Raw genomic sequence first — 23,929 nt, forward strand, 5'->3', positions numbered from 1 at the left:
CAACGAGGAGCGACCCAAGAAGGCATTGGGCGGACTGACACCGAGCGCCTACGCCAGGCAACTGGCATCGGCTACCATCCAACCCGGACTCTAGATCGAACCGCTACTGAAAGCGGGGGGACGTCGGCGCTTTGCGCTGGAGTTTGAGCTGGCCAGCCAGACGCACCGCATCGAGCGCAACGGCGACGGCTCGGACATCACCCTCGATGGACAGCCAATCGCGGAGGCCGCGCTGCGCGCCTGGCTCGACGGCCGCGGCCCCTTCGTACTGCCGCAGGCGCCGGGCTTCAGTTTCCGCGCGCTGTATGCGCGCTTTGCCCGGCGCGAGCGCGAGGATCGCACCGACCCCATCAGGCTGCACCGGGAAGAGGCGCACGAAGCGCTGGCGCGCACGCTCTATCTGCTCGGCGCCGACATCACCCTGGTGCTGCGGAAAGCACAGCAGCGCGAGCGCGTCATCGCCATCGACAGCGCGCGCAAGCTGCTCAGACAAAGCGATACGCGCCTGCGCGAGCTGCTGCGCACCGGCATGGACGCGCGGGCCCAGATCGCCGAGTTGAGCGAGCGCATCCAAACCCTGCGCAGCCGCTTGCAGACCATGCAGGTGGCCGACGATTACGAGCGCATGCGGCAAGAGGCCGATGCGCTCACGCAGCAGCTGCGGCAGCGGGAGAGCCGCCTGGCGCAGATCGACTTTCAGCTCGCCGGCATCGAGCAGGCCTTGCAGCGGCGCGCCGATATCGAGCGCGAAGTGCTGCTGGCGTTCTATCGCGGGCTTGAGCACGTGTTCAAGCCGCAAGCCCTGGCCGACTTCGCAACCGTGGAGGCGTTTCACCGCTCGCTGGCCGAGCAGCGCCACCGCCGCCTGTCGCGCGACCGCCTCCGGCTACAGGACGAGCGACGCCGCGTCGAAGACGAGCGCGCCCAGCTGGCCCGGCAGCGCGACGAGCGGCTGGCCTATCTGGGCAGCCACCACGCGCTGGACGATTACCAGGCCGTGGCGGCGGAGCTGGCGCGCATGCAGGCCGACCTGGACCTGCTGCAACGCTACCGCAGCGCCAGCGAAGCCTGGGATGCCGAAGAGCTGGAGCTGCGTCGGAATCTGGCCGAAGACGACCGGCTGGCCGCCGACTATGTGGCCGAGCAGCCGCTGGCGTGGGCCGACCGGCGCTTTCGCGAGCTGATCCATGCCCTGTATCCGCGCGAAGCCGCCGGCATTGTGCTCGGCAACAACACCGGGGACAACAAGCTGCGTTACGACCTCAAGGTGCAGGTGCAAGGTCAAGGATCCGACGGCATCAACGCCGCGCGCATCATGGCCTTTGACTGGCTGGTGTTTCGCCACGGCGCGCACCACACCATGCGCCACCTGTGGCACGACAACGGCCTGTTCGACCCCATCGACCCCAACCAGCGCGCCGCCTGGCTGCGCCGGGTTCGGGCGGAGCTGGCCGGCAGCGGCATGCAATACATCCTGTCGATCAACACGGAAAACTACGCCTCGACCCGCGAGCTGCTGGGCGAAGATGGCGCCTGGCTGGATGAGGCGGTGATTGTCAGACTGCGCGGCGATGCCGATGCCCACAAGCTGCTGGGTGAGCGCATCGGGGTGGTCGAGCCATCACCATGAAAAACGCGGCCCGCGGCAAGGGACAAGCTGCCACTCAGCCCCCTTGCCCGCCGGCCCGCGCCCGGTTCAGCGCCAGCAGGCGCGCGAGAATCTCCTCGTCGGGCGTCTCGGGCGTGTAGTCCGCCCAGCCGTAGGCGGCGGCGACTGCCGCATCCAGCGCCACATGCGCCTGCGCGAGCCACGCCGGGCGCTGGTTGTAGAGGTTGGTCAGCGTTCTGGTCTTCAGTTGCGCTTCAAAACCCGGCCTGGCCACGGGCCGCGGCGGAAAGCCGGCTTTTTCTTCCTCGGGCGTGCGCTGCCACTCGACCCACTCGGGCGGGTTGAGCCACGCCTCGCGCAAGGCATGGAGCCGATGCGCCGCGCGGGCGATGGCCTCGGCATGCATGCGCGCGGCGGGCGGCAAACCCGCGGGGATGCGCGCGCCGCCCTCCAGCGTCTCGGTGCGCTGGTGCGCGGTGTCGGCGGGGGTGAGGCCTTGCGGGAAGGGGAAGGTCTCGAAGGTGGTGGTGGGGGTGTAGCGGGGATCGTTGCCAACCCCCAGCCAGGTGCCCAGCCGCAGCGACCACAGCTCGTGAAAGCGGCTGTGCAGGATGCCGAAGGTGGCGTCGTCGGCGCGGGCGATGACGGTGAGGTTCTTGTCCGGCACAATCGGTTGGCTGACCCAGGCAAACACGCGGTGCTTGGCCACTTCTGGCGTGACGATGAAACGCGGGAGGTTGCTGATTGCTCTGCGCATCAGCGGACGCGACCACTGAAACAACCACCACATTTCATTGGTGCGAGCCTCGCGCTTGCCAACGCGTGTAGGTCTCACATGCGCTCTGGCGTACTCGAATGGAGTTTCATAGAGACAGGCTTGGTGCTCTGGCGTATCAGTGCCGAAGTCAATGATCCAGTAGTCACGGTTACGGCGCGTGATATCCAGCCCGTTAAACCACGGCTTGACAACATCGGCGTTCGATCGGCCATTGGGGTTAGGCAAACGAAGCCACGCACGCGCTGTTTCGCCGGGTACCTCGAATGGGCCGGTTTTTTGGATTCCAAGGTAAGCAGCGTCGGCGTTTTCAAGAAGCTTCCGCGCCCGAGTAACATCCCCTTGCCCATTCGCCGCTGCCGCGGTCAGGTCGGCATGAATCGCCGCAACCTCCCGCCCATCCAGCCGCACCGGCCCGTCGTGGCGGCCAAAGCAGATGAGCGAGACGCGCACCGCGGCGCCGTCGTTGAACCAGGGCTCGTCGCTCCACGCCTCGAAGATCGTCAGAGCAGCTTGACCAGCGCCGCGATCACCGCCGCCTGGGCGATCAACGCCACCGTCATCCACTTGATGAGGTCGGTCTTCAGCTCGGCCAGACGGATGTCCAGAAAGTCGCGGGTCACGATGCCCTCCTGAGAGCGGACGATGGTGCGCACCACCGCCTCGGCCTGCTCCGGCGGCAGCCCCGCTTCCTTGAGGATGCGGGTCAACTCCAGGGTGTCGAAGGTCACCGTGGTCATCGCCGACATTGTTGGGTTGGGCCTGGGCGCTGTCAAGGATCCGATCCAGCACCCGGCGGTTCGCCCCGCCGCGGATGGAGTTGGTCGCCACCAGCCCCGCGCGGCTGGCTTTGCCCGCCTCGATCTGCGCGCGCGCTTTTTCGAACCAGTAGGCGACCAGGTCCGCGCCGCCCGGCACGCGGCCGGCGTAAGTCTCGCGCAGCCGCTCGGTGTAGGCGTCGCCGAGTTCCGAACGCATTTTCTTGTCGCCCAGAAACGGCGGGTTGCCGATGATGACGTCGGCCTGCGGCCAGTCGGCCTCGCTGCCGTCGGGGTTGAGCAGCGCGTCGCGGCATTCGATGTGGTCGAGCTTGGCCAGGATGGGGTTGCGCCGGATGGCGTAGCCGTGCTTGAGCATCCACTGGATTTCGCCGATCCACACCGTCACGCGGGCAAGCTCCGCGGCGTAGGGGTTGAGTTCGATGCCGAGCACGTTGGCGGGGCTCGTCTCGATGCCAAGCTGGCGCTGTAAGCCCAGCGCCTCGGCGTCGAGGTTGGCGCGGTGCTCCAGGTCTTTGAGCGCGCGCAGGGCCAGATAGAGGAAGTTGCCCGAGCCGCAGGCGGGGTCGAGCACGCGGAAGTTCTTCAGCCGCTCCAGATACCCGAGGAAGGCCGCCTGCGCGGCCTTGCGCGCGGTCTGCGAGCCCTTGCCGCCGGCCTCGAAGCGCGCCATGGCCTCGGCGATGCGCTGGCGCGCGCTTGCCCATTCGCGGGCCAGCGGCTGCACGATCAGCGGCTCGATGAGCTTGCCGATGGTGGCCGGGTCGGTGTAGTGCGCGCCCAACTGGCTGCGCTTGGCCGGATCCAGCCCGCGCTCGAACAGCGTGCCGAAGATCGAGGGCTCGATCTGCGACCAGTCCATGCGCGCCGCGTCGCGCAGGATAGCGGCCTCCTCGGCTTGGAGCGGCAGCGGCGCGATGGTCTCGAACAGCCCGCCGTTGAACCAGGCGATGTCTTCGAGCAGGAAGTCGCCGCCGCCGCGCATGGCGGCGAAGAGCTCGCCCAGGCGTTGCTGGAGCTTCTCGGGCGCGGCGGCGCTTTTGTCGAGGATGCGCTCGAACAGCCGCGCCGGCAAAAGCCCTGCGTCTTCGGCGAAGAGGCAAAAGAGGCACTGGATGAGGAAGTGCGCCGTCGTCTGCGGGTCGTGGCCGCGCGCGGTGAGCCGCTGCGCCAGCTCGGCAAAGCGCGCGGCGGCCTCGGCGGTGACGTCCTGCGTGGTGCGGCGGGGGCGAAAGCGCTCCGGCTCCGTCCAGGCCCAGCGCAGGCGCTGGCGCGCGCTCGGATCGAGCAGGTCGGCCAGCTCGAAGACGTGGCACTCGCTGGGCGTGCCGGTGAAGTGGGTGTGGATTTCGATGCGCTGGCGGTCGCTGACGATGAGCAGCGGCGGGTTGTCCAGCGCCAGCGCATACGTCATGAGCTGGCGCAGCGCGGCGGCCAGGTCCCGCCCCGGCGCCTTGTATTCCCAGGCAAAGCAGCCGCGCTTCCAGACGTCGGCCCAGCCGCTTGATCCGCCGGTTTTCTTCAGGCCGCGCTCGAAGCAATAGGCCTCGGGGTCGGCGGGCTCGGGCACGTCCAGCAGCCGGCACAGGTCGATGAAGTGCGCCTGCGCGCCGGCGCGCTCGGACAGGCCGTCTGCCGCGCCGCCGGCGGCCCATTTGGCGATGAAGGCTTGCGGGGTCATGGCGCAAGGGTAGCATCGCGCACTCGCAAGCCGGGTCCGGGCGGTCGCTGCAGGCCAGCGACGACACCGAAGCGGTGATACGCGAGAAGGGCGAGACGATCGGGCGAATCGAGCCACTGGCCGCCTGAACGCCTCGATGAACCCCCTGCTGCTCGATGGATCGATCACGCCCCCAGCGTCACCCACGGCAGGTCGTGCGCGCGACCCAGCGCGTCGAGCTCGGCACGGGTGCGTCCGGCAAACCACACGGTCAAGCGGTCGGCCACCTCGGGACACAGGGCGTTGGCCGGGCTCAGTGGCCCCAGGCCGGCCACGTCGCCCAGGCGGCGCGCGAAGTGCGGCTCCAGCGCCGCCACCGCCACGCGGCCATCGGCACAACGGTACACCCGGTAGCCGGCGTGTGCCCCGCCCAGCAGCCCGCCGGGCGCCGTCAGCCCCCAGGCCCGCGGGCGGGCCAGCCAGGCGGCGGCGTCGGTCAGGGCGACGTCGCGCACGACGCCCCGGCCCAACGCATCGCGCTGGCGCAGCGCGGCCAGCACGGCTTCGCTGGCCAGCAAAGCGCCGGCCATGTCGGCCAACAGGCTGGGCGGCAGCGCCAGCCCGTCGATCAGACCTGCCTCGGCCTGGTAGGTGAGGTCGTGTCCGGCCTCCTCGGCGCGCGCGCCCGCCCCGCCCACGATGCGCACCACGCACAGGCGCGGGTGACGCTGGGCCAGGCTGGTCGGGTCCAGGCCCAGGCGCGCCAGCGCCGAGGGGCGAAACGAGGTCAGCAGCACATCGGTGCGCTCCAGCCGTTGTCCCAGGCGCCGTTGCCCCGCCGTGGTTTTGAGGTCCAGCGCCACCGTGCGCACACCCCGCTGCAGCTCGGCGTAGGCGGCGGCGCAGTAGCCCTGCATGGGGTCGCCGCCGGGCGGCTCCACCTTCGTGCAACGTGCGCCAAGCTGGCGCAGCCGTTGCAGCGCCGCCGGGCCGGGCAGGTTGAGCGCCAGGCTTAGGATCTGCACCCCAGCCAGGGGAAGGGGCGTACGGGGTAGGGGGGTGCGGGCCATGGCGGCATCATAGGGCCACCGGCGGCCGGCTGGCATGCAGGGCTGTGACTACAATCGATTGTCGTAATCTGGTTACAAACGCGGGGTTATCATGCCCCACAACCCCGCCCCGCTGAGGAGACCCGCCACCATGCCATTGCGCGCCACCAAGATCGTTGCCACGCTGGGCCCTGCGAGCGACACGCCCGAGCTGCTGGAGGCCATGATCCGCGCTGGTGTGGACGTGGTGCGGCTGAATTTTTCGCACGGCAGCGCCGACGATCACCGCCGCCGCGCCGAGGCGGTGCGCGCCGCCGCCGAGCGGGTGGGCAAAGAGGTGGCGGTGATGGCCGACCTGCAGGGGCCCAAGATCCGCATCGGCAAATTTGCGCATGGCAAGGTCACGCTGCTGGACGGGGCCGCGTTCACCTTGGACGCGGCGCGCACCGAACCGGGCGACGAAACGGTGGTGGGGCTGGACTACAAGGAGCTGCCCCGCGACGTCGTGCCGGGCGACATCCTGCTGCTCAACGACGGGCTGATCGAGTTGCAGGTGGAGCGCGTGGAGGGTGCAGCCGTGCACACCCGGGTGGTGGTGGGCGGGGAGCTGTCGAACCACAAGGGCATCAACAAGCGCGGCGGCGGGTTGACGGCGCCGGCGCTCACGCCCAAGGATATGGCCGACATCGCCACCGCAATGGCGTTGCGCGCCGACTACGTGGCGGTGAGCTTTCCGAAAAACGCCGACGACATGCGGCTGGCGCGCCGGCTGTGCGACGAGGCGGCGCACGACGACCATCGCCCGGGCCTGATCGCCAAAATCGAGCGCGCCGAGGCGATCCCGGAGCTGGAGGCGATTTTGCTGGCCAGCGACGGCATCATGGTGGCGCGCGGCGACCTGGCGGTCGAGGTCGGCAACGCGGCGGTGCCAGCGCTGCAAAAGCGCATGATCCGCTTGGCGCGCGAGCACGACCGGCTGGTCATCACCGCCACGCAGATGATGGAGAGCATGATCCACGCGCCGGTGCCCACGCGCGCCGAGGTCAGCGACGTGGCCAACGCCGTGCTGGACGGCACCGACGCCGTGATGCTCAGCGCCGAGACCGCCGCCGGCAGGTACCCGCTGCAAACGGTGCAAGAGATGGCGCGCATCTGCGTGGCCGCGGAGCAGGCCTACCACGACGCGCTGGACCATGATTTCATTGGCAAAACGTTTACGCGCATCGACCAGTCGATCGCATTGGGGGCGTTGTTCATCGCCTCGCACCTGCAGGCACGCGCCATCATTGCGCTGACCGAGTCTGGCTCCACCCCGCTGTGGATGAGCCGCCACACCATCGACATTCCGATCTATGCCATCACGCCGCGGCTGAGCACGGCGCGCAAGCTGGCGCTGTACCGCAACGTGCACGCGCTGCGCACGGCCGGTGGCAGCGCCGACCGCGACACGGCGCTGGAGCAGGCGGTGCAGCAGCTCAAAGCCCGTGGCCGCTTGCAGGCCGGCGACCGCTACGTGATCACGGCCGGCCAGCCGATGGGCACACCCGGCGGCACCAACATGCTGAAGGTTGGCACGGTGGCATGACGACGTTGCGGGCCGCCGCGATCCGTGACCGAGGCTGTTATCGTTCGGGGGAGCCACGATGCAAAACGATCCCATGCAACCGTCGTTCGAAGCGCGCCGCCGCCATTGGCGCAAGACCCTGCGCATCACCGGCATGCTGCTGGCGATTTGGTTTGTTGTCACGTTCGTCGTGGGCTACTTCGCCCGTGACCTCGGCTTCAGCCTGTTTGGCTGGCCATTCAGCTTCTGGGTCGGTGCCCAGGGGGCGCTGGTGGTTTATGTACTCCTCATTGGCTACTACGCCTGGGCCATGGATCGGTTGGATCAGCAGCTGCACCGTGGAGATGAGAGCGAACCCGCGCAAGCCCCGTCGCGCCGTGCGCGCTTGATGCGCTAACATCGTTGCGCAGCGGGCCGGTGGGCCTGGCCCGCTGCCCTTGCGGCCACCGTCCTGGCATCAGGCGGTGGCCATTTTCTTTGGCGCGCCGTCCTACAATGCCGCGCGGTGTAACCACCATGTAACCACGCTTTTGGCCCCCACAGGCACCAAGGAGGACCCCGACCATGGCGCTCGTGTCGATGCGCGAACTGCTGGACCATGCCGCCGAGCACGGCTATGGCATCCCGGCCTTCAACGTCAACAACCTGGAGCAGGTGCAGGCCGTGATGGCCGCCGCCGACGAAGTCGGCGCGCCCGTCATCTTGCAAGCCAGCGCCGGCGCGCGCAAATACGCCGGCGAATCGTTCATCAAGTACCTCGTGCAGGCCGCCGTCGAGGCCTACCCGCACATCCCGGTGTGCATGCACCAGGACCACGGCCAAAGCCCCGCCGTGTGCGAAGGCGCGATCCGGCTGGGCTTTTCGTCGGTGATGATGGACGGCTCGCTGATGGAGGACGGCAAAACCCCGGCGTCCTACGAGTACAACGTCGACGTCACGCGCCGCGTGGTCGAGATGGCGCACCGCGTTGGCGTGTCGGTGGAGGGGGAGCTGGGCTGCCTGGGCTCGCTGGAAACCGGCATGGCTGGCGAGGAAGACGGCCATGGTGCGGCGGGCAAACTGGACCACTCGGCGCTGTTGACCGACCCCGAGCAAGCGGCCGAGTTCGTGCGCGCCACGCAGGTCGACGCGCTGGCCATCGCGATCGGCACCAGCCACGGTGCCTACAAGTTCACCCGCCCCCCCACCGGCGACGTGCTGGCCATCGGCCGCGTCAAGGAAATCCACGCGCGCATCCCCAACACCCACCTGGTCATGCACGGCAGCTCCAGCGTGCCGCAGGAACTGCTGGCCGTCATCAACCAGTACGGCGGCAAAATGAAAGAGACGTACGGCGTGCCGGTCAAGGAAATTCAAGAGGCCATCCGCCACGGCGTGCGCAAGATCAACATCGACACCGACATTCGGCTGGCCATGACGGGCGCGGTGCGCAAGTTCTTGCACGAAAACCCAGACAAGTTCGATGCGCGCGAGTGGCTCAAGCCCGCCCGCGAAGCCGCCAAACAGGTATGCAAACAGCGCTACCTGGAGTTCGGCTGCGAGGGCATGGGCGCCAAGGTCAAGGGCCGCTCGCTGGCCATCATGGCCTACCGCTACGAGGTCGGCGAGCTGGCGCAGGTGGTGCAGGGATAACCCCAAGCCGTCGCCCCCGGCCGGGGCTTGGTGCGTGTGATCGTGTACCAGCGCGCGGGGCGTTAGGCGCCGGCACTGGGTGGCTGAGCGCCGCGATGCCCGACACCCCATCGGGCTGCGCTACCATCGGCCCCCATGATGACGGCCGTGCACACCACCCATTTGAAGTCCTTGCCGCTGCTGGCGCGCGGCAAGGTGCGCGACAACTACGCCGTCGGCGACGACCGCATCCTGATGGTGGCCACCGACCGCATCAGCGCGTTCGACGTCGTGATGAACGAGCCCATTCCTGGCAAGGGCGAGCTGCTGACGACGCTGAGCCTGTTCTGGTTCGACCGCCTGGGCCCCAAGGGGGCCAACCTGTGCCCGATCCACCTCACCGGTGACGACCCGCTTAGCGTCGTCGCCCCCGAGGAGCGCGCCATGGTTCAGGGGCGTTCGATGTTGGTCAAGCGGCTGCGGCCGATCCCCGTGGAGGCGGTGGTGCGTGGCTACCTGGCCGGCAGTGGCTGGAAGGAGTACCAGCAATCGGGCTCGGTGTGCGGCGTGGCGCTGCCAGATGGGTTGCGCAACGCTTCCAAGCTGCCCGCCCCCATCTTCACGCCGGCGGCCAAGGCGGCGGTGGGTGAGCACGACGAGAACATCACGTTCGACGAGATGGCCGCGCGCATCGGCGCCGAGCTGGCCGAGCGCATCCGAGACGTCTCGATCCGGCTGTACCAGGCGGCCAGCGACTACGCGGCCACCCGTGGCATCATCATCGCCGACACCAAGTTCGAGTTCGGCCTGGACGAGCACGGCACGCTGACGCTGATGGACGAGGTGCTGACGCCGGATTCGTCGCGCTATTGGCCCGCTGAGTCGTACCGCGAAGGCGCCAACCCGCCCAGCTTCGACAAGCAGTATTTGCGCGACTGGCTGGAGACGGCGCAGGTCGATGGCCAGCTGTGGAACAAGCAGCCCCCGCCGCCGACGCTGCCGCCGTACGTCATCGAGCAGACCGCCGCGCGTTACCGCGAGGCGCTGGCGCGACTGATCGGTTGAGGCCGCGACTCGTCATCGGCAGGCAGCGATAGCACGAAGCAACTGCCGCCACCGGGGTGTTCTTCGCAGTGCACGTGGCCGCCGTGCAGTTGGGCGATTTGACGCACCAGCGCCAACCCCAGACCAACGCCGCCGCGCGCCTCGGTGTGACCGGGCAGGCGAAAGAAGGGCTCGAAGATGCGCTCGCGCGCGTCGGCTGGCACGCCCAGGCCGCGGTCGCACACCCACACCTGGGCTTGACCCGCGGCGCCGCGCTGCACGCGCACCTGGGGCGGCTGCTCCGGCGCGTAGCGGCGCGCGTTGTCCAGCAGGTTGCGCACCGCGCGGCGCAGCAACCGCTCATCACCTTGTACGGTCACGGGGGCGCCACTGACCTCGGCGTCGAACCAGGCCGCCTCCTCGGCCACCAGCGCCAGCAAATCCAGCGGCTGGCGCGCCAGGTTGGGCGTCGTTTCCAGCCGGGCCGCCAGCAGCACCTCGTCCACCAGCGCGTCCAGCTCGGCCAGGCTGCGTTGGATTTCGGCCCGGTGCCGTAGCCGCGCCTCGGCGTCCTGCGTGGCGTCGAGCAGCTCCAGCGCCAGCTTCAGCCGCGCCAGCGGCGAGCGCAGCTCGTGCGAGGCGTTGGCCAGCAAGCGCTGCTGCGCGCGCACCAGCGCTTCGATGCGCGCGGCGGCGGCGTTGAAGCTGGCCGCCAGCGCGGCCACCTCGTCGTGGCCCTGCACCGCCACGCGCCGCTGCAGGGCGCCGTCGCCAAACGCTTGCACGCCTGTGCGCAGCAATTCCAAGCGACGGGTCAGCGAGCGCACCAGCGGGTACGAGGCCAGCCCCACCAGCGCCAGCAACGCCGCCAAGGAGGCCGCCACCCACCACAGGCGTTGTCCGAGGGGGGCGTCCACCTCCGCAAACGGCGCCAACGCGGGGTCGACCCAGCCACCAGTCAAGTCCAGCCAGGCGGCTTGCTCCTGCTCACTTTGGGCCTGCGCGTGGTACTGGAACACACCCACCGCCAGCGCCGCAAACGCCAGCAGCACGCTCAGCACCACGGCGTAGATGCGCAGGTACAGCCGCCTCATGGCGCGCCTTCGTCGGCGCGGGGCCGTGCCAGCATGTAGCCGGTGCCACGCACGGTGAGGATGCGCCGCGGACGCTTCGGGTCGTCTTCGACGGCGGCGCGGATGCGCGAGATGTGCACGTCGATCGAGCGGTCGAACGCCTCTTGCGGGTGGCCTTTGAGCGCGTCCATGATCTGGTCGCGCGTCAGCACCCGCCCGGCGTGTCGGGCCAACACGGCCAGCAGTTGGAACTGGTACGCGGTCAGCTCGCGCGGCTGGCCATGCAGCCGCACCTCGTGCGCGCCCAGGTCAAGCTCCAGCGCCCCCACGCGCAGCACCTGCGCCGGCGCGCCGGACCCGGCTTGGGCACGGCGCAACAGGGCACGCAAGCGCGCCAGCAGTTCGCGCGCTTCGAACGGTTTGGCCAGGTAGTCGTCGGCGCCCAACTCCAACCCGAGGATGCGGTCGGCCGGCTCGCCACGCGCGGTCAGCATCAGCAACGGCAGCGCCACGGTGGCTGGGTCGGCGCGCAGCTCGCGGCACCACTGCAGTCCGTCGCCGTCGGGCAGCATCAGGTCCAGGATCAACGCCTGCGGCGCCGGCGGCTGCCGCAGGCGCTGGCGGGCCGCCGTCAGCGTGCCCGCGGTCTCCACGGCGTAGCCCGCCTGGCCGAGGTAGTCGGCCAGCATGGCGCTCAGACGCAGGTCGTCATCGACGAGGAGGATGCGCGTGCTCATCCCGGTGATGGTGAGGTCGGGGACCGTCGCCGCGGCGCTGCATGCGCTCGGCCCAGCGCTGACGCTGCTCGGGCGTGAGCACCTTGGCAGTGTCGATCATGAAGCGCTGCATGCGCGCCGTCAACTTGTCGTGGTGGGCCAGCTCGCGCTGGCGCAACGCCTCCAGCGCCGCCTCGTCAAGCTGCGGCGCCGCCATCAGGCGGTGGCGCTCTTCGCGCAGCGTGCGGCCTTCGTCGCGCAGGGCACGCAAATCCTGGCTGGCCGCCTGCGCCAAGGCACGCAGCTGATCGCGCTGCGCCGGCTGCAGGTCCAGCTCGCGCGCCATGTGCTCGACCATGCGCTCGGCACGCGCGTCGTCGGGGGCCATGGCCGCCGCCATCGGCCCCGGGCCGTGCGGCATGCCGCGCGGCGGCATGCCCTGGGCCCACACGGGCGCCAGGCCCGCGCTCAGGGCCAGCGCCAGCATCGTCTTACGCCAGTGCAACCGGCGGTCATGGGTTGTCGGCATCGTCATCGTCACACTCCTTGCTCGTCCTGTGGGGGGTGGCGACCATCGCCACCCCCCACATCGCCATCGTGCACGGGAGCTGTCAACCGGGTGTGACGCCGAGGTAAAGAAATGTCAACGCGACCGGCCGCCGGTCGGCCGCTTCCCACGAAGCAGGTTCAGTACTGCCGCTCGGGCAGCTCCACCCACAGGCCGTCGAGGTCGGGCGTCAGGCGGATTTGGCAGCTCAGCCGGCTGTTGGGGCGGCGCTCGACCGCGGTGTAGTCCAGCATCGTGTCTTCGTCGCCCCGTGCCGGGCCGACCTTGGCCTGCCACTCGGGTGGGATGAACACATGGCAGGTGGCGCACGTCAGGTTGCCGCCGCAGTCGGCCGCAATGCCGTCGATGCCGGCGTCGACGGCGGCTTTCATCAGGCTGCGACCATCGGGTTCGACCTCGACTTCGCGATCCACGACAGGGCCGTGTGGCCCGGGCTGAACAAAGCGAACGGTGATCATGCCGGGGACCTTGGACGTCAGTTGAGGGCCATGCTGAGCTTGCGCCGGTAGCGCGACACCAGCTCCGCCTGCGGGTCCTCAGCGGTGGCGCTGTGGCTAGGGATTTCAAGCCCAGCGCTGGATGGGCGTGTGCCTGCGGCGACGTCGCGCGCCGGGGGTGTCAGCAACTCCAGCAGCGCAACGTAGGTTTTGCGCGGCGCCTCGTCGGCCCACTTTTTGTCGCGCATGATGATTTCGGCCAGCTCGTCCATCGCCGCGGTCCACTCACCGCGCGCGATCAGCACGCGCGCCTTGGCGAAGCGGGTTTCGAAGTCGCGCCGGTTGGCGGCGATCAGCTCATCGAACTTGTCCAGGGGCCACTGGCCGCGCGGGTCGTGCCGGGCAAACTCCAGCGCCGCGATCCAATGCTGCAACGCCTCGAAGCGCAACGGCAACGGCAGCTTGCCCAACGCCGGCGCCAGCGCCGCCGAGGCCTCCTCGAGCTGGCCCAGCTCCACCAGCAGCCGCACCAGGTCGTAGCGGGCGTCGTCGTTGTCCGGGTCGCGCGCCAGCGCCTCGCGCAGCCGCTGCACGGCGGCGTCGGTGTCGCCACTGGCCGCGGCCTGCAGCGCTTCGTCCACCTCGGCGCGCGCTTGCAGCGCTTCTTCGCTTGGGATGTGGCGGTCCAAAAACGCTTTGATTTGCCCTTCGGGCAGCGCGCCCATGAAGCCGTCGACCGGCTGCCCCCCGACGAACAGGATGCAGGTGGGAATGCTGCGGATCTGGAAGTAGCCGGCCAGCTGCTGCTCTTCCTCGGTGTTGACCTTGACGAGCTTGAAGCGGCCGCCGTAGGCTTGCTCGACCTTCTCAAGGATAGGCCCGAGCACCTTGCACGGGCCACACCAGGGTGCCCAAAAGTCCACCAGCACAGGCGTGGCAAGCGAGGCTTCGAGCACCTCGGTCTGGAAGTTGGCAAGTGTGACGTCGATCATCGCGGCAGCGTCCGATTCTCTAGAATGACGGGATTTTTCCCCGGGGTCGCCATGTCCAGCAGCAACGTCCAGGTCGGTGTCGTCATGGGGTCCAGCAGCGACTGGGACACCATGCAACACGCAGTCGCCATTTTCCAACAGTTCGGCGTCGCGCACGAGGCGCGCGTGGTGTCGGCCCACCGCATGCCCGACGACATGTTCGAGTACGCAGCCCGTGCCGAAGCGCGTGGCCTCAAGGCCATCGTCGCTGGTGCCGGCGGTGCGGCGCACCTGCCTGGCATGTTGGCGGCCAAGACCACCGTGCCGGTGCTGGGCGTGCCGGTACCGAGCCGTCACCTCAACGGCGTCGATTCGCTGCACTCGATCGTACAAATGCCCAAGGGCGTGCCGGTGGCCACGTTTGCCATCGGCGCGGCGGGCGCGGCCAACGCGGCGCTGTTCGCGGTGGCGATGCTGGCCAACGAAGACCCCGAGCTGCGCGCGCGGCTGCACGCCTTCCGTGCCGAGCAAACCGCCGCCGCACGCGCCATGACCCTGCCACCCGTGACGACGGCCTGATGCGGCCGACCGTCAACCCCCAGCTCACCATGAAGCCCACAACGCTTTTGCCCGGCCCGCAACCCACGGCTGCGCGCCCCACCACCCTCGGGGTGTTGGGCGGGGGGCAGCTCGGACGCATGTTCGTGCACGCCGCGCAAGCCATGGGCTACGCGGTGGCCGTGCTGGACCCGGACCCGGCCAGCCCCGCTGGGCGCGTGGCCGATGTGCACATCGCCACCGCCTACGACGACGAGCAGGGCCTGGCGCAGCTGATGCAGCGCTGCGAGGCCATCACCACCGAATTCGAAAACGTTCCCGCCGCCGTGCTGGGCACCTTGGCCGCCCAGCGCCCCGTGGCGCCACACGCCCAGGCGGTGGCGGTGGCGCAAGACCGCGCCGCCGAAAAAGCCCATTTCGCCGCTTGCGCCGCCCGCACCGGGGTCGGGCCGGCCCCGCACGCCATCATCCGCAGCGCCGCCGACCTGCAACGCATCGACGACACGCTGCTGCCCGGCATCCTCAAAACCGCGCGGCTTGGCTACGACGGCAAAGGCCAGCTGCGTGTGCAGCACCGTGACGAGCTGGCCGCCGCCTGGCAACGCCTGGGCCAGGTGCCGTGCGTGCTGGAGCGCCACCTGCCGCTGCGCGACGAGTTGTCGGTGATCGTGGCGCGCGGCGCGGACGGCACGTTGGTGGCGTTGCCGGTGCAGCGCAACGTGCACCGCGACGGCATCCTGGCGGTGACCGAGGTTGGCGACGGTGCGGTCGATCCCACCCTGGCCCAACAGGCGCTCGACGCCACCCAGGCCATCGCGGCCGATCTGCACTACGTCGGCGTGCTGTGCGTGGAGTTTTTTGTCGTCGATGACGGCAGTCCCAGCGGCGCGCTGGTGGTCAACGAAATGGCCCCGCGTCCGCACAACAGCGGCCACCACAGCATCGACGCCTGCGACGTGTCGCAGTTCGAGCTGCAGGTGCGCGCGCTGGCCGGGTTGCCGCTGGTGGCGCCGCGGCTGCACAGCGCCGCGGTGATGCTCAACCTGCTGGGCAACCTGTGGTGGCGCGACGACGTCGCCGTCACGCCCGATTGGGCTGGGGTGCTGGCTCTGCCGGGTGTACACCTGCACCTGTACGGCAAGCTCGACGCACGGCCCGGGCGCAAGATGGGCCATCTGACGATCACGGCGCCAACGCTGGCGCAGGCCCGTGACGTTGCTCGCACGGCGGCCACCTTGTTGGGATTGCCCCCATGGCGCTGACGCTGGACGCGCGCGGCCTGGATGCGCAGGTGCTGGCCACCGCGGTGCAGCGGCTGGCCGCGGGCACCCTCGTGGCCATGCCCACCGAGACCGTGTACGGCCTGGCCGCCCACGCCGACGATGCAGCGGCGGTGGCGCGCGTCTTCGCGGCCAAGGGCCGTCCCAGCGACCACCCGCTGATCGTGCATGTAGCCGGGGACGACGCCGCGGCGCGCGCGTTGGCCGTGCAGCACTACGCCACCGACGTGCCTGCCTTTGCCCAGGCGTTGACGGCGCGCTTTTGGCCCGGCCCACTGACGTTGATCCTGCCGCGGCGCGCCGGTGTGGCCGAGGCCGCCGCCGGTGGTCAGCCGTCGATCGGGCTGCGCTGCCCCAGCCACCCGGTGGCGCAGGCGCTGCTGCGCGCCGCCCGCGCGGCAGGTCTGTTGGGCCTGGCCGCGCCCAGCGCCAACCGCTTTGGTCGCGTCAGCCCCACGCGCGCCGAGCATGTGCGGGCCGAACTAGGGCACCTGCACGACGACGAACTGTTGATTCTGGATGGCGGCCCGTGCCCGGTGGGCATCGAGTCCACCATCGTGGACTGCACCCGCGGCCACCCGGTGCTGCTGCGTCCCGGCATGATCGGCCGCGCTGCCTTGCAGCAGGCGTGCGGCATGCCGGTGGCCGACCGCGACGCCCACGCCCCCCGTGCGGCCGGTACGCTGAGCTCGCACTACGCCCCCGAGGCCAAGGTGCGCCTGATGGACGCGCAGGCGCTGCAAACGGCGCTGGACCTGCTGGGCGCGCAGGCCCAGGGCATCGCGGTGTACCACCGCAGCCCGCTGCGCTGCGTCAGCCCCCACGTGCGGCTGCAACCCATGCCGCACGACGCCGAAGCGGCTGCGCGCGAGCTGTTTGCGACCCTGCGCGCACTGGACGACGGCCACACCCGTCTGATCTGGGTCGAAACCCCGCCACCCGACCCCGCTTGGGACGGGGTGCGCGACCGCTTGCAGCGCGCGGCGGCCACGATTCCCCATCCGTAGCTGACGTTGCCGTGTGAACAACGGGCCCCACATCCAGGGGCCTCGCGCGCCCTAGCGTTTAGGCTCCACCGAAACCGACGGGGGTGGCTGGCCGCCATAGCGCAACCGCATCACCAAAATGGCCATCGCCAGCGTCAACGTGATGACGTTGGCGACGATGATGGGCCACGAGCCAATCAGCACCCCGTACAGCAGCCACAGCGCCACACCCAGTGCGAACGCGCTGTACATACCGACCGAAATGCCACTGACGTCGCGCGTACGCCACGTCAGCCACGCCTGCGGCACGAAGCTGACGGTGGTCAGTGTTGCCGCGGCGGTGCCCACCGCCTCGACCCACACGCTGCTGGTCACGCGCGCTCCTCGGGCAGCTCGATCTTGACCTCCAGCACCTCCAGGTTGTCGTGGCGCTCAAGGTTGACTTTGATGTCGTCCGGATGGATGGCGATGTATTTGCTGATCACCGCGACCAGGTCCCGCTGCAACGCCGGCAGGTAGTCAGGCGCGGCAGGGCTGCGCCCGGCACGCTCGTGCGCCAGGATGATCTGCAGCCGCTCCTTGGCCACCGCGGCTGTTTTTTTCTTTTCGCCCAGCAAAAACGACAGCAGCGACACGGCGCTTACCTCCCGCCAAACAGGCGTTTGAAGAAGCTGGGTTTTTCCGCCTCGACGAAGCGCAGCGGGCGCTCGTGGCCGAGGAAGCGCTCGATCACGTCCTTGTAGGCTTCCGACACCTCGGTGCCGTGCAGGTGGATCGCTGGCACCCCCTGGTTGGAAGCGTTGAGCACCGCTTCGCTCTCGGGGATGACGCCGATGAGCGGGATGCGCAGGATGTCCTGGATATCCTGCAACGACAGCATCTGCCCCTCTTGCACCCGGTTGGGGTTGTAGCGCGTGATCAGCAAGTGCTCCTTGACCGGCTCGCGGCCTTCGATGGCACGGCGCGTTTTGGACGCCAGCATCCCCAAGATGCGGTCGGAGTCGCGCACCGACGACACTTCGGGGTTGGTCACCACCAGGGCCTCGTCGGCGTAGTGCATTGCCATCAACGCGCCGGTTTCGATGCCGGCGGGTGAGTCACAGACGATGTACTCAAACCCCATCGCCAGCAGGTCGTTGAGCACGCGCTCCACGCCGTCCTGCTTCAGCGCTTCCTTGTCGCGCGTTTGGCTGGCGGCCAGCACGTACAGGCTGTCGACCTGCTTGTCGCGGATCAGTGCCTGGTTGAGGTTGGCCTCGCCTTGGATGACGTTGACAAAGTCGTACACGACGCGCCGCTCGCACCCCATGATGAGGTCGAGGTTGCGCAAACCCACGTCGAAGTCGATGACGACGGTTTTGTGACCCTTCAGCGCTAGCCCGGTGGCAAACGAGGCGCTGGTCGTGGTTTTGCCCACGCCGCCTTTGCCGGAGGTGACGACGACGATCTTGGCCATGGGAAACGCTTCCGTGGATGACATTCAGTTCAAAGGTTCGAACAACAGCTTGTCGGAGCCCGCGTCGCTGACCAGCCGCACTTGTGTGGGTCGGTCGCGCACCGCGTCGGGCCAGCCGTGTTCGGCGGTCTGGTACACGCCGGCGATCGACACCAATTCGGCCTGCAACGCCAGCGCAAAAATACGCGCCGTTGTGTCGCCACGGGCGCCGGCCAGCGCCCGGCCACGCAACGGTGCATAGACATGCAGATGCCCGTCGGCGATAACCTCCGCGCCGGGGTTGACCATTGCCAACACGACCAGGTCACGGCCTTTGGCGTACACCTGTTGCCCAGACCGCAGGGGTCGGTCGATGATCATGGCCGACGCCGTAGGAGGTACCGCGAGGGGGGTTGCCTCCGCTTGAATCGGGCGCTTGGGTTCGACCGGCGCGGGCCCGGCATCGCGCAAGCCATGTTGTTGCAGCAACGCCGGCCATTGGCCTGCTGCATCGCGATAGCCCAGCGGCTGCAGCCCTACGTGGCGCAGCGCGCGCAGCAGCGCCTCCACCTCCAACGGCGTGGGGTCGGCCACCGTTGGCCAACCACTGAAGTCCAGCACCACGGGTTCGTTTTCGAAAAAGCCAGGGCTGTCGCCGTAGCGCTGCTGAAGCTCTTGCAGCACCGCGTCGACGTAGCCGCCGCGCAAACGTGCGCTCAGCATCGCCCACGTGGTGGGACGAATGTCGATGGCGGTGGACGATGCGCTGCTGTTCATGGTGCGACGTGACAGGCGCGCATCTTAGCAGCGTCAGCACGCCGCATCGACGGCCAGCGCAGCAGTGTCGGTGTCGGGGTTGTCCACGTTAACCAGATATTCAGTGTCTTGGTAATGGTCGTAGCGGATAGAGGTCGGCGCGATGCTGTGGACAAGATAAATTTTTCTTTTTGAAACAAACAGTTGTCAATCGTAGGAGTCTGTGGCCAGCGGCTCGGCAGCGGTGTGCGCCAATGGGGACATCGTGCTGGGTAGCCGCTTGGGGTGTGGACAACGTCGTGCTTGTGCTGGCGTTGTCCACGGTTTTATCCACAGTTCGTTGTCGTTATTCCACGACGGTGTAGCCCTCGGCGCGGATGGCTTGTGCCAGCGCCGCGCGTGGTTGTTCCGAGGCCACGCGCACGCGCTGCTGGGCCAGGTCAACCTCGACGCGGGCCTGGGCGTCGAGCGCGCGCACGGCACGCTCGATGGCCTTGACACAGTGCTGGCACGACATGCCTTGGACGCTGAACTCGTGTTGCATGGCAAAACTCCTTTCACTCAGAATGAGGGGTTGACGGACCGCGACGCTGTCAGGGCCGCCGTCCTGTCGGCATGATAGGGACAAGCGCCTTTGCAGTACGATGGTTGGGCCATGAGTGACGATCACGATCAGGAGGTGGGTGCTGCAGCGCTGGACGCGGCGGCGCCGCTCCAGCAATGCGACCTGGGCATCGGCGGCATGACATGCGCGTCGTGCGTGGCGCGTGTCGAGCGGGCGTTGAGTCGGGTGCCGGGGGTGGTGCAGGCCCAGGTCAACCTGGCCACCGAACAAGCGCGCGTGACGGTGCGCGCGGAGGATGATCCCGCGGTGCTGTTGGCGCGCCTGCAGCGGGCGGTGCGCGACGCCGGCTACGAGCCCCGCGCGGTGGAGGCCGATGATGCGGATGAGCGGCGTGCCCAGCGCGAGCTGCGCCAGGAAGGCTGGTGGGTGGCGCTGGGGTTGCTGCTGGCCGCACCGCTGGTGTTGCCGATGGTGGCGCTGGCCTGGGGCCAGCACTTGATGTTGCCGGCCTGGTGGCAGTTTGCGCTGGCCACGCCGGTGCAGTTCGGGCTGGGGTGGCGGTTTTACCGTGCCGGCTGGCAGGCGCTGCGCCATGGCAGCGGCAACATGGAATTGTTGGTGGCGCTGGGCACCAGCGCCGCGTGGGGCATGAGCACCTGGTTATGGTGGCGAGCGCCCTCGGGCCACGAGCCCCATCTGTACTACGAAGCCGCGGCGGTGGTGATCGCGCTGGTGCGGCTGGGCAAATGGTTGGAGCTTCGTGCGCGCCGACGAACCACCCAGGCGATTCGCGCGCTGCAGGCGTTGCGCCCTGACGTGGCGCACCTGTTGCCCGACGGCGTGCGGCGTGACGAGATGCAGGACATCCCCGTGGCCGAGCTGCTGCCCGGCGACCGGGTGCTGGTGCGCGCGGGCGAGCGCATTCCTGCTGACGGCGTCATCGAAGCCGGGCAGACCCAGGTGGACGAGTCGATGCTGACGGGTGAGCCCCTGCCGCTGGCGCGCGGCGTGGGCGACCGTGTGCTGGGCGGCAGTGTCAACGGCGAAGGGACTGTGGAGGTGCGCGTGACCGCTACGGGGGCGGCGTCGACGCTGCAACGCATCATCGCGCTGGTGCAAGACGCGCAGGCAGGCAAGCCGCCCGTGCAGCGGCTGGTCGATCAGGTGGCCGCGGTGTTCGTGCCGGTGGTGGTGGCCATCGCAAGCGTGACGGCCCTGGCCTGGTGGGCGTGGGGCGGGGTGTCGGTGGAGCAGGCGGTGTTGCACGCGGTGGCGGTGCTGGTGATCGCGTGCCCGTGCGCGTTGGGCTTGGCCACCCCTACCGCGATCATGGCCGGCACCGGGGCCGCGGCCCGCCACGGCATCCTGGTCAAAGATGCGCAGGCGCTGGAGCTGGCGCCGAAGGTGCGGGTGGTGGCGTTTGACAAAACCGGCACGCTGACTGTGGGCCGGCCACGGCTGGTGGCGCTGCACCCGGCGCCGGGCGTGGACGAAGCGGCGGCGCTGCGCACGGCGGCGGCGCTGCAGCAGGGCAGCAGCCACCCATTGGCGCTGGCGGTGTTGGCGGCGGTGCAGGACACCCCATTGGCCCCCGCGGTGGATCTGCAAACCGTCCCTGGGCGTGGGGTGCGCGGCTGGGTGGAGGGCGTGCCGCTGGCGTTGGGCAGCTTGGCCTGGTTGGCGGAACTGGAGCCAGCGCTGGCCAGCGAGGCGGCGTGGCCCGCCGGATGGGCCGAGGCGCGGCGCACCCAGCAGGCTGCGGGCGCCACCGTGTCTGTGCTGGCCTGGCAAAACGAAGGCCGCTGGCGACCGCTGGCTCTGTTGGCGTTTGCCGACGAGCCTAAGCCCGGGGCGGTCGAGGCGCTGCAGGCGTTGCGCGCGCGTGGGCTGGCGTTGGCCATGGTGTCGGGCGACCAGCGGCCAGCAGCCGAGGCGATGGCGCGCCGTTTGGGTCTGCGGCCCGAAGCGGGCGAGGTGCATGCCGAGGTTTTGCCGGGTGACAAGGCCGCGCTGGTGACCACGTTGCGCCAGCGCCACGGTCCGGTGGCGATGGTGGGTGATGGCATCAATGACGCCCCGGCGCTGGCCGCTGCCGACGTCGGGTTGGCCATGGGCAACGGCACCGACGTGGCGATGCACGCGGCAGGCATCACGCTGTTGCGCGGTGACCCGCGGCTGGTGGCGGCCGCGCTGGACATCGCCACGCGCACCGTGCGCAAGATCCGGCAAAACCTCTTTTGGGCGTTTGTTTACAACGCCGCGGGCATTCCGCTGGCGGCGCTGGGGATGCTGGACCCGGTGTGGGCCGGTGCCGCGATGGCCGCCAGCTCGGTCAGCGTGGTCAGCAACGCGTTGCTGCTGACACGCTGGCGGCCCGAACACGGCCGTTGACCTGGGTCAAACCACCTGGGCGGGCTTGCCGGCAAGCTGCAAGGTCTGCCGTGCCCGCGGACCGTCGGTCGGGGCGCGCCGTGTCCGAGGAGCTGAGTCCACATGTCCACCCCCGCGTCCTTGCGCATCATTCGCGACGAGCACGCCGCGCTGGCGGCGATGTTGCAGTCGCTGCTGTGGTTGATCCGCCGTGGCCCTGAGGCGTCCGATCGGCAACGGTTTTTCGACACGGTGCGGGCGATGTTGTTTTACATCGACGAGTTCCCGGAGCGGCTACACCACCCGAAGGAGTCGGACCTGTTGTTTCCGTGCGTGGCCAAGCGCGACGCCGAGCTGTTGCCCGTGATCGCCCGCCTGGAGCAGGATCACATGCGAGGTGAGCAGCAGGTGCGCGAGCTGCAACACCTGCTGCTGGCGTGGGAGTGGTTGGGCGAGGAGCGCCGCGAGGCCTTTGTGCAGGCCTGCGAGCGCTACCTGAACTTTTACCTCGAGCACATGCGGCTGGAGGAGCAACAGATTCTGCCCGCGGCGCAGCGCCTGCTGACGCCGGAAGATTGGCAGGCGCTGGACGAGGCTTTCGCCGCCAACCGCGACCCACTGACGGGCCACGCGCCCGCTCCGGCCTACGAGCGGTTGTTCCAGCGCATCCTGGAGGTGGCGCCGGCGCCCATTGGGCTTGGGGCGTAAGGGCGCACGCTTGTCACAGCAGCGCGTCGAGCCAGTCGTCGAACGCTTGCAGCAGCCGCTGCACATGGGCGGTGTCACTGGCCGGTGAACACAGCATCATGCCGTGAAACGGCGTCAGCACCACGCCGCGGTTCAGCAGGGTCAGGTGCAAGCTTTCTTCCAACGCCGGCTGCAGGTGGCGGCGCACGTCGTCGGCATTGCGCGGTGTCGTTGGCGTGAATTGCAGCTCCATGCGTGCGCCCAGCCGCGTCAGCGTCCACGGCAGCGCGCGTGCTTGCAGGCGCTGGCGCAGGCCGTGCTCCAGGGCGTCGGCGGCTGACTGCATGGCGGCGTAGGTGGCCGGGGTGTGCAGGTGTTGCAGCGCCGCGTGCAGCGCCGCCATGGCCAGCGCGTTGGCGGTAAGCGTGGTGCCGATGCCGGAGTGGCCCGGCGGCGCGCTGCCCTTGGCATGCTGCATGCGCGCCGCCACCTCGTCGGTGCGGTCCTTCGTCATTTCGTGTGGAACACAACACTCACAATGACTCCTGGTCGTCGAGCCCGGTGGGCATGTGTGCAGGCCGCTGGCCGGCCTGTGCACATGTCCACGAGGCGTGTTTGATCAGGAGGATGAGTCCATGGGCATTGCCGTAGAAGCTCTGTTCACCAGCGCGCTGGGCTTGCAGCCGCCGTGGGTCGTCGATGACGTCAGGCTCGACACGGCCAAGCGGCGTATCGACTTCGAGATCGGCTGCCACACCAGCAGGCTCGCCTGCCCGGCATGCGGTGCGGCCACGCAACCGGTGCACGACCGGCTGCGCCGATCCTGGCGGCACCTGGACTTCTTCCAGTTCGAGGCCTGGCTGCACTGCGACGTGCCGCGCGTGGCCTGCGGTGCCTGCGGCAAGACCACGCAGGTGGCCGTGCCCTGGGCGCGTCCGGGCTCGGGCTTCACCGCGGCGTTCGAAGCGCTGGCGCTGACCTTGTGCCTGGACCTGCCGGTGCGCCAGGCCGCCGAGTTGCTGCGCTGCAAGGACAAGCGGCTGTGGCGGCGCATCGAGTTCTACGTCGCGCAGGCGCGTGCGCTGGAAGACTTCGCCGGCGTGCGCACGGTGGGCATCGACGAGACCAGCCTGCGGCGCGGGCAGCACTACATCACCGTCGTGCACGACCTGGATCGCAAGCGGCTGCTGTTGGCCACCGAGGGGCGCGAGCACCGCACGGTGGTGGAGTTCGCCGAGGATCTGAAGGCCCATGGCGGCGATCCCGCCCAGGTGCGGCACGTGTGCATGGACATGAGCGCAGCCTACGCCAAGGGCGTGGCGCTGGCGCTGCCCGAGGCGCAGATCAGCTACGACCGCTTTCACGTCGTCTCGATGGCCATCGAGGCGATGGACCAGGTGCGCCGCGCGGAGATGGCCACCGACGCGCAGGCGGTG

General features: G+C 69.1%; 25 protein-coding genes. 11 read left to right on the forward strand and 14 right to left on the reverse strand.

Going from position 1 to position 23,929, the window contains the following annotated elements:
* Positions 1-103 precede the first annotated feature (103 nt).
* Positions 104-574, reverse strand: coding sequence for a hypothetical protein (locus Taqua_RS13325; protein ID WP_221933938.1), 471 nt, complete (start codon positions 572-574; stop codon positions 104-106).
* Here Taqua_RS13325 and Taqua_RS11465 point away from each other — a divergent pair.
* Positions 530-1,630: a DUF2326 domain-containing protein gene (locus Taqua_RS11465; RefSeq protein ID WP_221933939.1), complete on the forward strand. Its 1,101-nt coding sequence runs from the start codon at positions 530-532 to the stop codon at positions 1,628-1,630. The genes Taqua_RS13325 and Taqua_RS11465 overlap by 45 nt on opposite strands.
* A gap of 34 nt (positions 1,631-1,664) precedes the next feature.
* Here the strand turns inward: Taqua_RS11465 and Taqua_RS11470 are convergent, their stop codons facing one another.
* Entirely contained in the window at positions 1,665-4,844 is a 3,180-nt protein-coding gene (locus Taqua_RS11470) for a class I SAM-dependent DNA methyltransferase (protein ID WP_144326760.1), read from the reverse strand.
* Positions 4,845-5,008: 164 nt separating this feature from the next.
* Entirely contained in the window at positions 5,009-5,893 is an 885-nt protein-coding gene (locus Taqua_RS11475; RefSeq protein WP_144326761.1) for a CoA transferase, read from the reverse strand.
* Between the two features lie 130 nt (positions 5,894-6,023).
* Here Taqua_RS11475 and pyk point away from each other — a divergent pair, with 130 nt between their 5' ends.
* The 4 genes from pyk to Taqua_RS11495 all read left to right on the forward strand — a co-directional run bounded on the left by pyk (position 6,024) and on the right by Taqua_RS11495 (position 10,112).
* Positions 6,024-7,457, forward strand: coding sequence for a pyruvate kinase (gene pyk, locus Taqua_RS11480; protein WP_144326762.1), 1,434 nt, complete (start codon positions 6,024-6,026; stop codon positions 7,455-7,457).
* Positions 7,458-7,515: 58 nt separating this feature from the next.
* Entirely contained in the window at positions 7,516-7,833 is a 318-nt protein-coding gene (locus Taqua_RS11485; RefSeq protein ID WP_246094703.1) for a DUF4212 domain-containing protein, read from the forward strand.
* Between the two features lie 167 nt (positions 7,834-8,000).
* Complete coding sequence (gene fba, locus Taqua_RS11490; protein WP_144326763.1) at positions 8,001-9,068, forward strand: class II fructose-bisphosphate aldolase; 1,068 nt, start codon at positions 8,001-8,003, stop codon at positions 9,066-9,068.
* 138 nt (positions 9,069-9,206) lie between these two features.
* A complete protein-coding gene (locus tag Taqua_RS11495; RefSeq protein WP_185969616.1) occupies positions 9,207-10,112 on the forward strand; it encodes a phosphoribosylaminoimidazolesuccinocarboxamide synthase in 906 nt (301 codons plus the stop codon).
* Here the strand turns inward: Taqua_RS11495 and Taqua_RS11500 are convergent.
* From Taqua_RS11500 to trxA, 5 genes are all read right to left on the reverse strand, one after another.
* On the reverse strand, positions 10,079-11,185 hold the full coding sequence (locus Taqua_RS11500; protein WP_144326765.1) for a sensor histidine kinase: 1,107 nt from the start codon (positions 11,183-11,185) through the stop codon (positions 10,079-10,081). The two genes, Taqua_RS11495 and Taqua_RS11500, sit on opposite strands and share 34 nt — an antisense overlap.
* On the reverse strand, positions 11,182-11,901 hold the full coding sequence (locus Taqua_RS11505) for a response regulator transcription factor (protein ID WP_144326766.1): 720 nt from the start codon (positions 11,899-11,901) through the stop codon (positions 11,182-11,184). The genes Taqua_RS11500 and Taqua_RS11505 overlap by 4 nt, the downstream gene beginning before the upstream one ends.
* Complete coding sequence (locus Taqua_RS11510) at positions 11,873-12,415, reverse strand: Spy/CpxP family protein refolding chaperone (protein WP_144326767.1); 543 nt, start codon at positions 12,413-12,415, stop codon at positions 11,873-11,875. Before Taqua_RS11510 ends, Taqua_RS11505 begins: the two co-directional genes overlap by 29 nt.
* Before the next feature lie 152 nt (positions 12,416-12,567).
* On the reverse strand, positions 12,568-12,906 hold the full coding sequence (locus Taqua_RS11515; RefSeq protein WP_144326768.1) for a 2Fe-2S iron-sulfur cluster-binding protein: 339 nt from the start codon (positions 12,904-12,906) through the stop codon (positions 12,568-12,570).
* Positions 12,907-12,923: 17 nt separating this feature from the next.
* Positions 12,924-13,877 carry a thioredoxin gene (gene trxA, locus Taqua_RS11520; RefSeq protein WP_144326769.1) on the reverse strand — a complete coding sequence of 318 codons (954 nt, stop codon included), beginning with the start codon at positions 13,875-13,877 and terminating at the stop codon, positions 12,924-12,926.
* 51 nt (positions 13,878-13,928) lie between these two features.
* Between trxA and purE the strand changes: the two genes are divergently transcribed.
* Genes purE through Taqua_RS11535 form a run of 3 tightly spaced genes read left to right on the forward strand, consistent with a single transcriptional unit; the run spans position 13,929 to position 16,701 of the window.
* Positions 13,929-14,435 (forward strand): 5-(carboxyamino)imidazole ribonucleotide mutase, encoded by a 507-nt coding sequence (gene purE / locus Taqua_RS11525; protein ID WP_144326770.1) that lies wholly within the window; start codon positions 13,929-13,931, stop codon positions 14,433-14,435.
* A 29-nt stretch (positions 14,436-14,464) separates the two neighbouring features.
* Entirely contained in the window at positions 14,465-15,676 is a 1,212-nt protein-coding gene (locus Taqua_RS11530) for a 5-(carboxyamino)imidazole ribonucleotide synthase (RefSeq protein ID WP_144326771.1), read from the forward strand.
* A complete protein-coding gene (locus Taqua_RS11535; protein WP_185969615.1) occupies positions 15,667-16,701 on the forward strand; it encodes an L-threonylcarbamoyladenylate synthase in 1,035 nt (344 codons plus the stop codon). Before Taqua_RS11530 ends, Taqua_RS11535 begins: the two co-directional genes overlap by 10 nt.
* Positions 16,702-16,752: 51 nt before the next feature.
* Here Taqua_RS11535 and Taqua_RS11540 read toward each other — a convergent pair whose 3' ends face one another.
* The 5 genes from Taqua_RS11540 to Taqua_RS11560 all read right to left on the reverse strand — a co-directional run bounded on the left by Taqua_RS11540 (position 16,753) and on the right by Taqua_RS11560 (position 19,415).
* On the reverse strand, positions 16,753-17,055 hold the full coding sequence (locus tag Taqua_RS11540) for a SemiSWEET transporter (RefSeq protein ID WP_246094704.1): 303 nt from the start codon (positions 17,053-17,055) through the stop codon (positions 16,753-16,755).
* Positions 17,052-17,315 (reverse strand): cell division topological specificity factor MinE, encoded by a 264-nt coding sequence (minE, locus tag Taqua_RS11545; protein WP_144326772.1) that lies wholly within the window; start codon positions 17,313-17,315, stop codon positions 17,052-17,054. The genes Taqua_RS11540 and minE overlap by 4 nt, the downstream gene beginning before the upstream one ends.
* A 5-nt stretch (positions 17,316-17,320) precedes the next feature.
* Complete coding sequence (gene minD, locus Taqua_RS11550; RefSeq protein WP_144326780.1) at positions 17,321-18,136, reverse strand: septum site-determining protein MinD; 816 nt, start codon at positions 18,134-18,136, stop codon at positions 17,321-17,323.
* A gap of 24 nt (positions 18,137-18,160) precedes the next feature.
* Complete coding sequence (gene minC / locus Taqua_RS11555; RefSeq protein ID WP_144326773.1) at positions 18,161-18,892, reverse strand: septum site-determining protein MinC; 732 nt, start codon at positions 18,890-18,892, stop codon at positions 18,161-18,163.
* A gap of 325 nt (positions 18,893-19,217) precedes the next feature.
* Complete coding sequence (locus Taqua_RS11560; protein WP_144326774.1) at positions 19,218-19,415, reverse strand: heavy-metal-associated domain-containing protein; 198 nt, start codon at positions 19,413-19,415, stop codon at positions 19,218-19,220.
* A gap of 111 nt (positions 19,416-19,526) precedes the next feature.
* On the opposite strand from Taqua_RS11560, the gene Taqua_RS11565 reads away from it, so the two are divergent.
* Together Taqua_RS11565 and Taqua_RS11570 are read left to right on the forward strand one after the other, a co-directional pair.
* Positions 19,527-21,827 (forward strand): heavy metal translocating P-type ATPase, encoded by a 2,301-nt coding sequence (locus Taqua_RS11565; RefSeq protein ID WP_425472596.1) that lies wholly within the window; start codon positions 19,527-19,529, stop codon positions 21,825-21,827.
* 102 nt (positions 21,828-21,929) lie between these two features.
* Positions 21,930-22,514: a hemerythrin domain-containing protein gene (locus Taqua_RS11570; RefSeq protein ID WP_132963161.1), complete on the forward strand. Its 585-nt coding sequence runs from the start codon at positions 21,930-21,932 to the stop codon at positions 22,512-22,514.
* Between the two features lie 13 nt (positions 22,515-22,527).
* Here the strand turns inward: Taqua_RS11570 and Taqua_RS11575 are convergent, their stop codons facing one another.
* Positions 22,528-23,007: a PLP-dependent aminotransferase family protein gene (locus Taqua_RS11575; RefSeq protein ID WP_144326775.1), complete on the reverse strand. Its 480-nt coding sequence runs from the start codon at positions 23,005-23,007 to the stop codon at positions 22,528-22,530.
* Positions 23,008-23,128: 121 nt separating this feature from the next.
* Here Taqua_RS11575 and Taqua_RS11580 point away from each other — a divergent pair.
* A partial coding sequence (locus Taqua_RS11580; protein ID WP_144326776.1) for an ISL3 family transposase occupies positions 23,129-23,929 on the forward strand: 801 nt, incomplete at its 3' end.

The sequence above is a fragment of the Tepidimonas aquatica genome, assembly GCF_007556585.1.
GTDB classification, from domain to species: domain Bacteria; phylum Pseudomonadota; class Gammaproteobacteria; order Burkholderiales; family Burkholderiaceae_C; genus Tepidimonas; species Tepidimonas aquatica.